Here is a 12,678-nt window from a genome sequence, read left to right as displayed (position 1 = left end):
CTTACGAAGGAAGTTATGACTGAAGTCATCTTAATAATTTTTAGGTTTCAGAATCAACTATGCTAGTTAATAACAAACAGATTGCCACGTCGTAACTCCTCGCAATGACAACTATTTTAAACCTATTCTAATTTACCGCAGGACAATTACAAGCATATTTTTCACGGCTACAATTAAAGTTATACCCTAATGTGAGTTGATGAAATCCTCCGTTTGTAAAGACTACCGAATTTGTTTGATATGTATACGTATAAGCAAACATAAATTCGTTATAGTTTACACCTAAAATAGGCGTAATTTGTTGAAGCTTTTGGCTGCTCACAGCATTTGAACTGGTTAAAAACTCAGCACCATCTAAACTTTGTCTATAAGACAAGCCGCCCCATAGTTTACCAAAATCCATTTGCTTATAAACTTTGGCGTTAACATCTATACTTGATTCTTCAGTCAAATCCCTATACTGAAACATCAAAGATGGCTCATAACTCCATTCACTCCCATACTTACTAAATACATTACCAATAGAAAACAAGTAGCGTCTTAAATTACTCGTTATTTTGGTATCTCTATTAACACCAGAATTCTCTAACACATTCTTTACAGTAGCATGGGCATAAAAATCAAGAAAATGGTAAGAAAAACCTAAATCTATATTAAAATTGGTTTCGTTTTGTACAATCCCTTGAACAATAGGGTCTGGTCCATCAAACAAAAAACTAGTTTCATCTAATTGATATTGGATAAAACCAGCACTTAAGCCAAAAGACAACATGTTTAAATCTGCTTCACTTCGTGAAAACATTAAATGATGCGCATAGGTGGCATAAGCCCCTTTTTGAGAATGATACCCGTTTTTATCGGCGTATAATATACCTCCGATTGCAGACTGAGAATCTCCAATTCGTCCGTTCATACTCAACGTAACAAGTTTTGGCGCATTATCTTGCCCAAACCATTGTTGACGACCTGTTAGCCTTACCTTAGAACAGTTAGCAATACCAGCCATGGACGGGTGAATTAAATAATAATTATCTGTTAGATAATCCGTGTAAATTGGCAAACCTTCTTGTGAAGTTGCTATATGAGTGAATAGTGACACTATCACTACTAAAATGATATTTTTTAATTTCATAAACTTTATTCCCAAGTAGGTTTGGTTTAATACAAACGTCTTGATTCTTAAAAAATTACACATAAAAAAGATAAAGCTTCCCTTTATCTTTCAAGTCCTTTAAACAGGCAACAAAACTCAAATATATGGATATCTAAAGTTTTCTTTTAGTATTTTTGTCAAAAATTAGCTAAAATGAACACTTTCAAGGTTTCCGTGCAAGAAACATCCAATAATGCCATAGTTAAATTCGAAGTAAATCAATTTATAACGCAACATCAAAGTTTTGAGTTTAATAATATAGACGAAGCAAAAGCATCGCCTTTAGCACAACAATTATTTTATTTACCTTTTGTTAAAAAAGTTTACATTTCTGGAAACTTCGTAGCTGTTGAACGTTATGATATTGTTGAATGGAATGATGTGCAAGACGAAGTTGCAGAACAAATTGAAGCCTATTTAAATGATGGTGGCGTAGTTGTTGAAGACACTGCTGCTCCAAAAAAAGTTCCTGTAACTATTTATGCTGAAAGCACGCCCAATCCAGCAGTGATGAAGTTTGTTGCTAACAAAAAAATAGTAACCGCGTTATTTGAATTTACATCCATTGATCATGCAAAACTATCACCTTTAGCCACTGAATTGTTTCATTTTCCGTTTGTGAAAAGTGTTTTTATTGATGAAAACTACGTGTCAATCACAAAATACGATATGGCAGAATGGCAAGACATCACTATTGAATTACGTGAATTTATTAAAAATTATATTGAAAACGGAAAAGAAGTCGTTTTACCAGAAGCTGCTGAAACTTTGAAAAAATCAACAAAACAAGTAGACTCTCATTTTGACACACTTGATGATACCTCAAAAGAAATAATAAACATTCTAGAAGAGTACGTAAGACCTGCCGTAGCCAGTGACGGTGGTAACATTCAATTTATTTCTTATGATGCGGACACTAAAAATGTAAGTGTATTGCTTCAAGGTGCTTGTAGTGGCTGTCCGTCTTCAACTTACACCCTAAAAAGCGGTATTGAAAATATGCTAAAAGAAATGCTTCCAGGAAAAGTTGATATGGTAGAGGCTATAAATGGGTGACCTTTTTTAATTTATGTGTGCCAAAATTAGTTAGCTTTAAAGTGCTAAATTAATTATTACTTAAAAGCATTAAGAACAACCTTCTGTATATGTGCAAGACCAAAGTACTAGTGTAAAAGACAACGAGGTTACAGACTTTTGAGTAAACTTAAAAATCACTTTTGAAGTAGAGTAAATCAACTTCTATATAAAAACTTAGCGTTCAGTTTCTGGACGCTTTTTTTATGCTATACCTATTTATTTTGCTAACTTTGACTTATGAAGTATCTCCAAATAATTGTCATTATTATTTTAATTGCTGGATGTAAAGGTCAGAATTCAGAATCTATGGAACATCAATATACAAATGCCCTTATAAACGAAACCAGTCCTTATTTATTACAGCATGCTCACAACCCGGTAAACTGGAATCCTTGGAACGAAAAAACACTTACCAAAGCCAAATCCGAAAACAAACTCATGCTTATTAGCGTGGGTTATGCGGCTTGTCATTGGTGCCATGTCATGGAACATGAAAGCTTTGAAGATAGCTTGGTCGCGCAAGTTATGAACACCAATTTCATTAATATAAAAGTGGATAGAGAGGAGCGCCCAGATGTTGACCAAGTGTATATGAGTGCCGTACAACTCATGACTGGAAGCGGCGGTTGGCCCATGAATGTTATTGCTTTACCTGATGGCAGACCCGTTTGGGGCGGTACTTATTTTAAGAAAGACCAATGGATGGATGCTTTAGAGCAAATCTCAAAATTATACGTAGAAAACCCTGAAAAACTGCTTGAATATGCCGACAAGCTAGAACAAGGCATCAAGTCGTTAGACGTTGTTGAACTTAATACTAACGAACCTGTTTTTGAAAAACCTTTTATAGAAGATGCTATTAAAAATTGGTCAAAGCAATTTGATCATAATTTTGGAGGCATGAACCGTGCCCCTAAATTTATGATGCCCAATAATTATCATTTTTTATTACGCTATGCCCATCAAACCAATGACAAAAAGCTACAGGATTTTGTTAATCTAACACTCAAAAAAATGGCCTATGGTGGTGTTTTCGACCACGTTGGCGGTGGCTTTTCAAGATATTCTGTCGATTCTAAATGGCATGTTCCACATTTTGAAAAAATGCTTTATGACAATGGGCAGCTGGTTAGTTTATACGCAGATGCCTACCTCATCACAAAAAACGAATTATATAAAAATGTTGTTACCGAAACTTTAGAATACATAAAACGAGACATGACCACTCAAAATGGTGCGTTTTTCTCTTCACTCGATGCTGACAGTAATACATCTGAAGGCGAACTTGAGGAAGGCGCTTTTTATGTTTGGACAACAGACGAACTTAATGTGTTACTAAAAGAAGATTTCAATATTTTTGCTGATTATTACAACGTGAATAATTACGGGTTCTGGGAACATGACAACTATGTTTTAATTCGAAAAGATGATGACGAATCGATTATTAAAAAACATGAAATCACTCAAGATATTTTAGATAAAAAGAAAATAAAATGGAAAGACATACTTTTAGAAGCCCGTAACACAAGAGAAAAACCAAGATTAGATGATAAAACATTAACCTCATGGAATGCACTCATGCTAAAAGGTTACGTTGATGCTTATCGTGTATTTGGTAATGCTGATTATCTTGCTTCCGCGGAAAAAAATGCGAATTTCATTTTAAATAATCAGTTAAGAGAAGACGGTGGATTAAATCATAATTATAAAAACAACAAAAGCTCCATCAACGGTTATCTTGAAGATTATGCTGCCACTATAGATGTGTTTATAGCACTTTATGAAAATACTTTAGATGAAAAATGGCTAACTACCGCTAGAGATTTAGCTAATTATACCTTTGATTATTTCTTTGATGATACCAGCAAAATGTTCTATTTCACATCAAATAATGATGCGTCTTTAGTTTCAAGAAGTATTGAGTATCGAGATAACGTGATTCCTGCTAGTAATTCAATTATGGCAAAAAACCTATTTAAACTATCACACTATTATGATAATGAACATTATAGCAAAACAGCTATGACCATGCTTAATAATGTAAAACCAGAAATGCAAGAATACCCATCTGGCTACTCCAATTGGTTCGATTTAATATTGAATTATGCACAACCGTATTATGAAGTGGCCATTGTTGGCACCGACGCTAAACAGAAAATATCAGAATTAAACAAAACCTATATTCCTAATAAACTTATTGCTGGAAGTACTTCAGAAAACAATATGCCTTTATTAGAAAACAGATTTGATCCCGAAGAGACTTTAATTTACGTTTGTGTAAATAAAGCCTGTAAGCTTCCGGTTTCAAAAGTAAATGATGCCATAAAATTTTTAAAAGAATGACTATTTTAACAATTATACTCGTGGCTTTTGTGGCTTTTGAGCATATCTACTTTTTAGTCTTAGAAATGTTTTATTGGACCAAACCAAAAGGCATCAAAACATTTGGATTGAAATCTAAACAATTTGCAGAAGACTCTAAGGTATTAGCAGCCAATCAAGGGCTCTATAATGGGTTTTTAGCGGCGGGGCTTATTTTTTCAATCATTCAAAACGACATAAATTTTGCTAATTTTTTTCTTATTTGTGTGACTATTGCAGGTATTTATGGGTCTTACTCTACAAAGCAAATTAAGCTGTTTTATGTGCAATCTATTCCAGCTATTATAGCACTTATTTCTAGTTTAATTTAAGCTCAAATTAATTAATCATTTTTTATCATTAAAATAAAAAAAGCTACACTTTAGTTTTTAATTTTGCAAAACAAAAAAATAACACACATTATGGATTTAGAAAGTATTGACACACAAAAATGGATTGATTTAGCCGCAGAATATGGAATAAAAGTTCTGGGCGCCATTATAATATGGATTATTGGCTCTTGGGTTATTAAAAAAATACTGAAGACGACAAAAAAATTAATGTCCAAAAGAGATTATGATGAGAGTCTTCAAAAATTCTTATTAAACCTATTAGGCTGGGTGTTTAAAATTGTTCTAATAGTTGTTGTACTTGGTACTGTTGGCGTAGAAACCACATCATTTGCTGCCATTTTAGCTGCAGCTGGTTTAGCTATTGGCTTAGCCTTACAAGGCTCATTGGGGAATTTTGCAGGAGGCGTTTTAATCATGATTTTCAGACCTTTTAAAATTGGCGATTTAATTGAAGCTCAAGGAGAAATTGGAGTTGTTAAAGAAATTGAAATCTTTACAACCAAGTTAACTGGTTTATCAAATAGAGAGATCATTATTCCTAACGGTTCTTTATCCAACGGGAATATCATCAATTATACTACTGAAGGAACGCGTAGAGTAGATTTAACTTTTGGTGTTGGTTATGATTCTGATATTAAAAAAACTAAAGACGTTTTAATGAATGTTTTAACATCGCACCCTAAAGTTTTAAAAACTCCGGCACCTACTGTAAATGTTTCTGAATTAGCAGATAGCTCAATTAATTTTGCAGTAAGACCATGGTGTACTGCTGACAATTACTGGGATGTTTACTTTGGAATTACTGAAAACGTAAAAGAAGCACTTGACAAGGCTGGTATTGAAATTCCTTACCCACATCAAGTTGAAATTAGAAAACAAGGATAAAAAATATTTATCTAAATAATATCAAGGCCTGATACGTTTCAAAAAACTGTCAGGTCTTTTTTTATGCTTTCTTCTTTAAAGCCACAAAATCTTTCAGATAATAAGGTTCGAAATAAGCAACATCTTCAGTATCGCCTTTTTTGTATTTAGTGCAAGCTAATAAACTCATCTCGTTTGAAGAAGGCAGTTTATCTTCAACAAAAACGGCATTTGGATGATTGATTAAAGCCTTTGTTTTTCCAACACCATTACCAATAAAATAAACCTTTTGATTTTCAAGATAATCACTAAAAGCTATTTCATCTAAAATTTGAGCTTCAGTAGCTCGTATTTGATTATAATTTGAATCGTAAATAGCAGAATAGACTTCCATACGTCTCGCATCCAACATAGACACAATAACACCATCCTTGATTTTAACTTGATTTGCCAACGCCTCTAAAGTTGGTATGGCTATTAACGGCTTATCGAGCGCAAAACATAATCCTTTTGCCGCAGAAACCCCAATACGCAAACCTGTGTAAGACCCAGGACCTTTGCTAACAGCAATAGCATCTATATCCTCAGTAGTTATTTTAGCTTCTTTTAAAACGTCATCAATGTAAACATGTAATCTTTCAGCATGCGAATAATTTTTGTCATTATCCTCTTTTAACACTATGGTTTCACCATTTTTTGAAAGGGATACAGAACAATTGGTTGTTGCGGTTTCTATGTTGAGTATATAGACGTTCATACTATCAATTTATAAGTATGTGCAAAACTATGATATTGTTTTTACCCATTAATATTTTTGAGCAACTTTATTAATGTGTCTAAGTGATAAGCTTATAGTGGTGATATTATTCATTAAACATAAATTCTTTCTCTTTTCTTTCTGAAGAAAACTCTTTAACGAATAATCCTGTTTTTAAACGAATTCCTACAAAATAATGTAATATTTTTTATTTATTAAAGTTATTTACAACAAAAACTGAAACAATAACAAATATCTAATAATGAAAACTCTACTATTCAGCTACAAATTTTTATTTATGACCCTGACGACACTTCCTCTAACCCTTTGTTCTCCAGATAATGACGATTCAGAAAACCCCGTTAACGATGAAACATCAGCAGAATTAGTAGAGCTAAAAACGGTACGTTCCATGACTCCCCATAATGCTTGTAATGGATATAATTTAAATCAACTTAAAAATGGTAAATGGCATGAAGAAAATTTCCCTAATGCAAATCTAACTCTTGGATTTCGTGGTGATTCTGATATTATTGGAGAATTTGGAGCAAACGATTCAGACGCAGAATTAGATTTTAGAATGGTGATTGCAAGAAAAAAACTATCAATAAAAATAAAGAAACCTACTCTTCGGTTCTTTATAGAAGTGACGGACGTTATAATTCCTTGGATGCTGTAATGACGCAAACAGATTACTATTTTTACAAAAAGGGTGGTGGAACACTTTTTATAACACAAGACAAAAAATATAAAATAGAACGTTATACTTTTGGAGATAGATATATTGAGGGTTTTGCTTTTTCATCGGCTGCGGAGTTTACTTCAACTGGATTTAATTCAAATGGTGTAGTTGATAAGGATGAAACATCTATTTATTACACGGAGGACGATGTTTTTTCTGCCGAAGAAACCACAACAATACCAATGTATCGATATGTTGACTATAGAATGCTTCTTCAACTAAGATTTTTAGTTAGAAACGGAGCAAGAGAAGTTAGTTTTATAGGTATAAAGGAAGATGGTAGTGAAATACCCTTTGATTTAAATCACGATTCAGATTTAATAGCCTTATCTGAAGAATTTGAATCCAACAATATAGAGACATTGATATTTTCAGCTAAAGGAGATTATCGAATAGATTATTTTAAAGGTATCATCTATTCAATCGAAACAGATGATAAGAACCTTCATGAAATATTATATAAATATGGAAAACATATTTTTGATTAAATAAAAAATACGGGGCTAATAACCCATTTTTTATTCAAAATCATCACTTGGCGATAGGGCTTTACGCATGTCAATATTCATATTATCTCTTTTATATCAAGATAAAAATGTTATTAGATTTAATTGTAACTATGATTAAATTAAATTATCAAGTAAAACATCTATTCTCATAATATCAAAAACGCCTAACTTTTCGTAGCTTTGGTTTCTTTCAAAACAAAACCAATGTCCGACAACAAACGTGTCTTTTTAGTTGATGCTTTCGCATTAATATTCCGTGGCTATTATGCCTTTATAAAAAATCCAAGAATTAACTCTAAAGGTTTAGATACTTCAGCGATCATGGGGTTTATGAATTCGCTTTTAGATGTTATAAAACGAGAACGCCCAGACCATTTAGCCGTTTGTTTTGATAATGGCGGAAGTGCAGATCGTGTTGAAATGTTCGAGGCCTATAAAGCCAATAGAGATGAAACGCCGGAAGCTATAAAAATTGCAGTGCCCATTATTCAAGATATTCTGAAAGCTATGCATATTCCTATCATGGAAAAAGTTGGTTATGAAGCCGATGATGTTATTGGAACACTTGCAAAACAAGCCGAAAAAGAAGGTTACCAAACCTTTATGGTAACACCAGACAAGGATTTTGCACAATTGGTTTCTGATAATATTTTTATGTATCGCCCAATGTTTGGCGGCGGTTACGAAACTTGGGGCATTCCTGAAGTTCAGAAAAAATTTGAAGTCACCGACCCTTTACAGGTTATTGACTTTTTAGGCATGATGGGAGATTCTAGTGATAATATCCCTGGACTACCTGGTGTTGGAGAAAAAACAGCAAAAAAGTTTTTAGCAGCTTATGGCAGTATGGAAAATCTTTTAGCCAATACGCACGAGCTTAAAGGTAAAATGAAAGAGAAGATTGAAGCCAATGGTGAATTAGGCTTACTTTCAAAAAAGCTAGCGACTATTATGCTAGATGTTCCTGTGACTTTTCATGCTAAGGATTTTGAATTAGACCAACCTGATATTCCTAAAGTCACCGAAATATTTCAAGAGTTAGAGTTTAGAAGGTTGATTGATAATTTCACAAAAACATTTGCGGTTCAGACAGAAACAACACCGACTGAGACTCAGAACCCTAATACCTCAAATAAAAAAGAAACGATTTCCTCTTCGGGGAAAATGTCCGCAGGACAAAAGGGGACTTCGGCAGGTGCTGGACAATTTAGTCTGTTTGGAGATTCTAGTTCAAATGAAACAGATACTGAAACAAGTTCAACATTTGCAAGAAAAACAGCTGAAACGACTTCACATTTTTACCAAAGTGTGGCGCCAGGGATGGCAACAAAACTTTTTATTAAAAATCTAATAAGTCAAACTGCAGTATGTTTTGATACAGAAACAACAGGTTTAAATCCTTTAACCGCAGAACTTGTTGGTATTGCTTTTTCATGGGAAGTTGGTAAAGGATTCTATATGCCTTTTCCAGAAGATAGAAATGAAGCCCAAGAACTGATTGAGCAACTGCGTCCGTTTTTTGAAAGTGAAACGATTGAAAAAATTGGTCAGAATTTAAAATACGACATTAAAGTTTTAGCAAAATATAATGTCGACGTTAAAGGTAAACTGTTTGACACCATGTTAGCGCATTATTTGATTAATCCAGATATGCGCCATAATATGGATGTTTTGGCAGAAACCTATTTAAATTACACACCCATTTCTATAACAGAATTGATTGGTAAAAAAGGAAAGAATCAGCTATCTATGCGAGATGTGCCTTTAGAGAAACTAACTGAATACGCTGTTGAAGATACTGATATTACCCTGCAACTAAAAGAACATTTTGAAAAAGAATTAACCGAAGCCAATACCCGAAAACTATTTGATGATATTGAAATTCCATTGCTTCGTGTTTTGGCTGCTATGGAATTGGAAGGGATTAATTTAGATGAAAAATTCTTAAATTCTTTGTCGGAAGCCCTTAACAGTGATATTTTAAATCTTGAAAAAAGTATTTATGAAGCTGCTGGCGAGGAATTTAATATTGCCTCACCAAAACAGCTAGGTATTATTCTATTTGAAAAATTAAAACTGGTTGATAAACCTAAAAAAACCAAAACAGGGCAATATGCTACTGGCGAGGATATTTTGAGCTATTTAGCCAAAGACCACGAAATTATTCGAAATATATTGGAATATAGAGGACTTGCTAAATTAAAAAGCACTTATGTAGATGCACTTCCTACCCAAGTTGAAGAAGCTACAGGTCGTGTACATACCGACTATATGCAAACCGTTGCTGCTACTGGGCGATTGAGTAGTAACAACCCCAATCTTCAAAACATACCTATTCGTACCGAACGTGGACGACAAGTGCGTAAAGCCTTTATTCCAAGAAATGAAGATTACATTTTATTAGCTGCCGATTACTCGCAAATAGAACTCCGTATTATTGCCGCTTTAAGCAAAGAGGAAACCATGATTGAAGCCTTTAAAAATGGTGAAGATATTCATGCTTCTACGGCTTCCAAAGTATTTAATGTGCCTTTAGATGAAGTGAGCCGTGAGCAACGTAGTAATGCCAAAACCGTAAACTTTGGGATTATTTATGGGGTTTCTGCTTTTGGATTAAGCAACCAAACTGATATGTCTCGAGGTGAAGCCAAAGAACTCATTGACACCTATTACGAAACCTACCCAAAATTACGTGCCTACATGAGTGAGCAAGTCGATTTTGCTCGAGATCATGGTTATGTACAAACCGTTTTAGGGCGTCGTAGGTATTTAAAAGACATCAATTCTAGAAATGCTGTGGTTCGTGGAGCTGCCGAACGGAATGCCGTTAACGCACCTATACAAGGAAGTGCTGCCGATATTATTAAAATTGCCATGATTAATATTTACAACAAACTGGAAGCCGGAAATTATAAAACCAAAATGCTTTTACAAGTGCATGATGAATTGGTTTTTGATGTTTACAAACCTGAATTGGAAACCATTAAAACCTTGGTTAAAACCGAAATGGAAAGTGCTTTTGTTTTGGATGTGCCACTTGATGTTGAAGTGGATACTGGGGTGAATTGGCTGGAGGCGCATTAGAAGATTGAGAATGAAAACTATTTCTGTCACTTGTGCTATCATTCATTTTGAAGATAAAATTTTAGCAGTTCAAAGAAGCGAAACGATGAAACTTCCTTTGAAATGGGAATTTGCAGGTGGTAAAATTGAATTAGGAGAATCGGAAATAGATTGTATTAGACGAGAAATCTTAGAAGAACTAAATATACTTATTGAAGTTAAAGAAAGATTGACTCCTGTTACTCATCAATACTCCGATTTTAAAATTAAATTGATTCCATTTATTGCTGAATATCTTTCTGGTGAATTAAAATTAAGAGAACATTGTAGCTTTTTACTTGCCGATAAAGATGAATTGATTAATTTAGATTGGGCTGAAGCTGACTTACCAATTTTAAAAGAATTTATTGAATTATGAATCAAGGAATATATGAAGAGTTAGTAACAAAACTAGTATCTGAAAAACTAAATGAACTTGATAAAGATAGATTCTTTCTAAAGAAAAGTTTAATTGACAAAGAAGAAGCTTCAAACGTACTTTCAATACATTTATCGAAAACTTTAAAGCACTCCTTTGGTCTTTTAGGAAAAAATAAAGTTGAACAACAGATTCAAATAGCCAATAAAATAATACAACTTTTAAAAGAAGAAATAGGCAAACAAGAGTTTGATGACGATTTAGTAAAAATTGAAGGTGAAATTCTAAAAGCTGTTTTTTCAAAAGCAGATGCACATTTTTCAAATTTAGATTTACATCTAAAAGAAATAACACCTTATACAACTTTAACTCAAAGCGAATTATTTACTGGTGGGAATGGTGGATTATCATTAGAAAGTGAACTTAAAAAAGAAATACTTTCTTCTGATAAAATCAATTTATTAGTTTCTTTTATAAAGTTTAAAGGAATAATAATTCTTGAAAAAGAATTAAGAGATTTCACCGAACGTGGTGGAAAACTAAACGTAATCACTACAACTTATATTGGAGCAACAGATTACAAAGCAATCCAGTTACTTTCTAAACTACCAAATACCGAAGTTAAAATATCATATAACACAAGTAACGAAAGGTTACACGCTAAAGCTTATCTCTTTTATAGAAATTCAGGTTTTCATACTGCATATATTGGTTCTTCTAATTTTTCAAGGTCTGCTTTAACAGATGGTTTAGAGTGGAATTTAAAAGTTACTACTAAAGAAGTAAGCCACATAATTGACAAATTTCAAAAAACATTTGATGCTTATTGGCAAAGTGATGACTTCGAGTTATTTGATGATTCTATTCATAAAAAGAAACTTCAAGACGCATTAAAGCAAAGTAAGTTTAGTAAACCTTACGAAAACACAACAGCTTTTTTTGATATAAAACCTTTTCCTTATCAAAAGGAAGTTTTAGAAAAATTAGAAGTTGAAAGGACAGTCCATAATAGATTCAGAAACCTTGTCGTAGCAGCAACAGGAACCGGAAAAACTGTAATTTCCGCTTTCGACTATAAACGTTTCAAACAAAATAATGAATCAGCAAAACTTCTTTTTCTTGCACATAGAAAAGAAATTTTACAAAAATCACTTTCAACTTTTCAAGGTGTTTTAAGAAACAATAATATTGGTGAATTATGGGTTGATGGATTAGTTCCTGAAAATTTCGAATGTGTATTTGCTTCTGTTCAAACAGTAAATAATCAACTTGAAACAGCCAACATATCTGAAGATTATTATGATTATGTAATCAATCCTGTCCTAAATAAATTTTGGACACACTAAATCTAACCATTTTACTGATTTATTTCATTGCTTTT

11 protein-coding genes are annotated in these 12,678 nt (G+C 33.1%); 9 read left to right on the top strand and 2 right to left on the bottom strand.

What is annotated here, in order from left to right:
- Positions 1 to 127: 127 nt before the first annotated feature.
- Positions 128 to 1,132 carry a PorP/SprF family type IX secretion system membrane protein gene (locus tag ABD935_RS03980; protein WP_345190312.1) on the bottom strand — a complete coding sequence of 335 codons (1,005 nt, stop codon included), beginning with the start codon at positions 1,130 to 1,132 and terminating at the stop codon, positions 128 to 130.
- Between the two features lie 174 nt (positions 1,133 to 1,306).
- On the opposite strand from ABD935_RS03980, the gene ABD935_RS03975 reads away from it, so the two are divergent.
- The 4 genes from ABD935_RS03975 (at position 1,307) to ABD935_RS03960 (ending at position 5,829) form a co-directional block, all read left to right on the top strand.
- On the top strand, positions 1,307 to 2,209 hold the full coding sequence (locus tag ABD935_RS03975; protein ID WP_345190311.1) for a NifU family protein: 903 nt from the start codon (positions 1,307 to 1,309) through the stop codon (positions 2,207 to 2,209).
- 258 nt (positions 2,210 to 2,467) lie between these two features.
- On the top strand, positions 2,468 to 4,573 hold the full coding sequence (locus ABD935_RS03970) for a thioredoxin domain-containing protein (protein ID WP_425550196.1): 2,106 nt from the start codon (positions 2,468 to 2,470) through the stop codon (positions 4,571 to 4,573).
- Positions 4,570 to 4,923, top strand: a complete 354-nt coding sequence (locus tag ABD935_RS03965; RefSeq protein WP_345190310.1) for a DUF1304 domain-containing protein — start codon at positions 4,570 to 4,572, stop codon at positions 4,921 to 4,923. Before ABD935_RS03970 ends, ABD935_RS03965 begins: the two co-directional genes overlap by 4 nt.
- Before the next feature lie 90 nt (positions 4,924 to 5,013).
- A complete protein-coding gene (locus ABD935_RS03960; protein ID WP_345190308.1) occupies positions 5,014 to 5,829 on the top strand; it encodes a mechanosensitive ion channel family protein in 816 nt (271 codons plus the stop codon).
- Positions 5,830 to 5,890: 61 nt separating this feature from the next.
- Here ABD935_RS03960 and tsaB read toward each other — a convergent pair whose 3' ends face one another.
- Positions 5,891 to 6,565, bottom strand: a complete 675-nt coding sequence (tsaB, locus tag ABD935_RS03955) for a tRNA (adenosine(37)-N6)-threonylcarbamoyltransferase complex dimerization subunit type 1 TsaB (protein WP_345190307.1) — start codon at positions 6,563 to 6,565, stop codon at positions 5,891 to 5,893.
- Between the two features lie 298 nt (positions 6,566 to 6,863).
- On the opposite strand from tsaB, the gene ABD935_RS03950 reads away from it, so the two are divergent.
- The 5 genes from ABD935_RS03950 to ABD935_RS03930 all read left to right on the top strand — a co-directional run bounded on the left by ABD935_RS03950 (position 6,864) and on the right by ABD935_RS03930 (position 12,643).
- Positions 6,864 to 7,244, top strand: a complete 381-nt coding sequence (locus tag ABD935_RS03950; RefSeq protein ID WP_345190306.1) for a hypothetical protein — start codon at positions 6,864 to 6,866, stop codon at positions 7,242 to 7,244.
- Positions 7,244 to 7,795, top strand: coding sequence for a hypothetical protein (locus ABD935_RS03945; protein WP_345190305.1), 552 nt, complete (start codon positions 7,244 to 7,246; stop codon positions 7,793 to 7,795). Before ABD935_RS03950 ends, ABD935_RS03945 begins: the two co-directional genes overlap by 1 nt.
- 225 nt (positions 7,796 to 8,020) lie before the next feature.
- Positions 8,021 to 10,900: a DNA polymerase I gene (gene polA, locus ABD935_RS03940; protein WP_345190304.1), complete on the top strand. Its 2,880-nt coding sequence runs from the start codon at positions 8,021 to 8,023 to the stop codon at positions 10,898 to 10,900.
- Between the two features lie 10 nt (positions 10,901 to 10,910).
- Positions 10,911 to 11,297, top strand: a complete 387-nt coding sequence (locus tag ABD935_RS03935; RefSeq protein WP_345190303.1) for a (deoxy)nucleoside triphosphate pyrophosphohydrolase — start codon at positions 10,911 to 10,913, stop codon at positions 11,295 to 11,297.
- On the top strand, positions 11,294 to 12,643 hold the full coding sequence (locus ABD935_RS03930) for a DEAD/DEAH box helicase family protein (protein WP_345190302.1): 1,350 nt from the start codon (positions 11,294 to 11,296) through the stop codon (positions 12,641 to 12,643). Before ABD935_RS03935 ends, ABD935_RS03930 begins: the two co-directional genes overlap by 4 nt.
- Positions 12,644 to 12,678 lie beyond the last annotated feature (35 nt).

This window comes from Algibacter agarivorans (assembly GCF_039543245.1).
In the GTDB taxonomy this organism is placed as follows: domain Bacteria; phylum Bacteroidota; class Bacteroidia; order Flavobacteriales; family Flavobacteriaceae; genus Algibacter_G; species Algibacter_G agarivorans.
Note: the sequence above shows the minus strand (reverse complement) of the source record. Positions and strands in the feature narration are given on the sequence as shown.

Excerpts from the sequence above, each read along its gene's own strand:
- ABD935_RS03980 (WP_345190312.1), bottom strand. The coding sequence starts at position 1,132 with ATGAAATTAAAAAATATCATTTTAGTAGTGATAGTGTCACTATTCACT.
- ABD935_RS03975 (WP_345190311.1), top strand. The coding sequence starts at position 1,307 with ATGAACACTTTCAAGGTTTCCGTGCAAGAAACATCCAATAATGCCATA.
- ABD935_RS03970 (WP_425550196.1), top strand. The coding sequence starts at position 2,468 with ATGAAGTATCTCCAAATAATTGTCATTATTATTTTAATTGCTGGATGT.
- ABD935_RS03965 (WP_345190310.1), top strand. The coding sequence starts at position 4,570 with ATGACTATTTTAACAATTATACTCGTGGCTTTTGTGGCTTTTGAGCAT.
- ABD935_RS03960 (WP_345190308.1), top strand. The coding sequence starts at position 5,014 with ATGGATTTAGAAAGTATTGACACACAAAAATGGATTGATTTAGCCGCA.
- tsaB (WP_345190307.1), bottom strand. The coding sequence starts at position 6,565 with ATGAACGTCTATATACTCAACATAGAAACCGCAACAACCAATTGTTCT.
- ABD935_RS03950 (WP_345190306.1), top strand. The coding sequence starts at position 6,864 with ATGACCCTGACGACACTTCCTCTAACCCTTTGTTCTCCAGATAATGAC.
- ABD935_RS03945 (WP_345190305.1), top strand. The coding sequence starts at position 7,244 with ATGACGCAAACAGATTACTATTTTTACAAAAAGGGTGGTGGAACACTT.
- polA (WP_345190304.1), top strand. The coding sequence starts at position 8,021 with ATGTCCGACAACAAACGTGTCTTTTTAGTTGATGCTTTCGCATTAATA.
- ABD935_RS03935 (WP_345190303.1), top strand. The coding sequence starts at position 10,911 with ATGAAAACTATTTCTGTCACTTGTGCTATCATTCATTTTGAAGATAAA.
- ABD935_RS03930 (WP_345190302.1), top strand. The coding sequence starts at position 11,294 with ATGAATCAAGGAATATATGAAGAGTTAGTAACAAAACTAGTATCTGAA.